This is a genomic window from Streptomyces pathocidini, from assembly GCF_001418495.1.
Classification (GTDB): domain Bacteria; phylum Actinomycetota; class Actinomycetes; order Streptomycetales; family Streptomycetaceae; genus Streptomyces; species Streptomyces pathocidini.
In genome coordinates this window covers 1-1,189 of sequence record NZ_LIQY01000680.1, presented here as the reverse complement: position 1 = coordinate 1,189, position 1,189 = coordinate 1, and the positions used below count along the sequence as shown (strand labels likewise).

2 protein-coding genes are annotated in these 1,189 nt (G+C 74.1%); both read left to right on the top strand.

Going from position 1 to position 1,189, the window contains the following annotated elements; all coding sequences use genetic code 11:
• Positions 1–144 precede the first annotated feature (144 nt).
• Positions 145–651 (top strand): DUF6912 family protein, encoded by a 507-nt coding sequence (locus AOK16_RS24405; RefSeq protein WP_055474267.1) that lies wholly within the window; start codon positions 145–147, stop codon positions 649–651.
• Positions 652–690: 39 nt separating this feature from the next.
• Positions 691–1,189 (top strand): HAD family hydrolase (locus AOK16_RS24400; RefSeq protein ID WP_055474268.1); only part of this gene is annotated, 499 nt, incomplete at its 3' end.

The window sequence follows — 1,189 nt, the reverse complement described above, 5'->3', positions numbered from 1 at the left end:
GCTTCGCCGCGGGGCCGGGATTCACCTATCAGGGGGACGGGGGCCGCCCTGAGCCGTCCTGCCGCCGGGACGGGCCAGGCCCGGTCCTGCCGGGACTCGGCCGCCCGGCCTCCGAAGGGGGACCCGCGCCCGTATGCTGCCCCCATGCGCGTCTACGTCCCCACGACCCTCCCCGGCCTCGCCGCGGCGTACAAGGCGGGCGAGCTGGGCCCCGGCCCGCTGGACGCCTTCGCCGTCACGCCCGCCCTGCGCGAGTGGTACGTCTCCGACGACATCGAGGAGCTGGAGTACGCGGCGCTGACCCGCTCCGCCCAGGCCTCCCTGCGGCTGCTCGCCACCGATCCGCAGGCTCCGCGCCGCCGGGCCGTGGTGGCCCTGGACGTCCCCGACGCGGAGGCGGTCGCCGACCCGGACCGGGGGCTCGACAGCTCCCTGCTCGGCGCGGTGAGCATCGCGCGCGCAGTGCCGTTCGCCAAGGTGGCGGCCGTGCACGTGGACGCGGCGGACGCCGAGGCCGACGTCTCGGCCGCGGCGGCCGCGCTGGGGGCGGCGGATCTGGGCGACGACGACGCGCAGTTCACCGTGGACGGCGCCGAGGACCATGACTTGCTGTGGTACGCGACTCAGGAGGTTCCCGGGCTCGTTGGCTGAGGGGGCTCGTTGTCGGTGGGGGCGGGTACGGTTTTTCGCATGGGTACGCAAGGGACGCACATCGTCTGGGACTGGAACGGGACGCTGTTCCACGACATCGACGCCGTCATCGAGGCGACGAACGCCTCCTTCGCGGAGATCGGCCTTCCGCCGATCACGTTGGCGCGCTACCGCGACCTGTACTGCGTGCCGGTGCCGCGGTTCTACGAGCGGCTGATGGGGCGGCTGCCCACGGACGAGGAGTGGGAGGTCATGGACGAGACCTTCCACCGGCACTACTGGACGCGGGCCGAGGGGGCGCAACTGACGCAGGGCGCGCGGGAGTTGCTCGCCGGGCGGCAGGCCGCCGGGTCGACGCAGTCGCTGTGCTCGCTCGCCCCGCACGAGCAGTTGCTGCCGATGGTGCGGACGCATGGGATCGAGCGGCACTTCGTGCGGGTCGACGGGCGGATCGGGCCCTCGGACACCGGGAAGGCGGGGCACATGGCGCGGCATCTGGGGGCGCTGGACGGGACCGTCGACCACCGCCGGGTGGTCG

Excerpts from the sequence above, each read along its gene's own strand:
- AOK16_RS24405 (WP_055474267.1), top strand. The coding sequence starts at position 145 with ATGCGCGTCTACGTCCCCACGACCCTCCCCGGCCTCGCCGCGGCGTAC.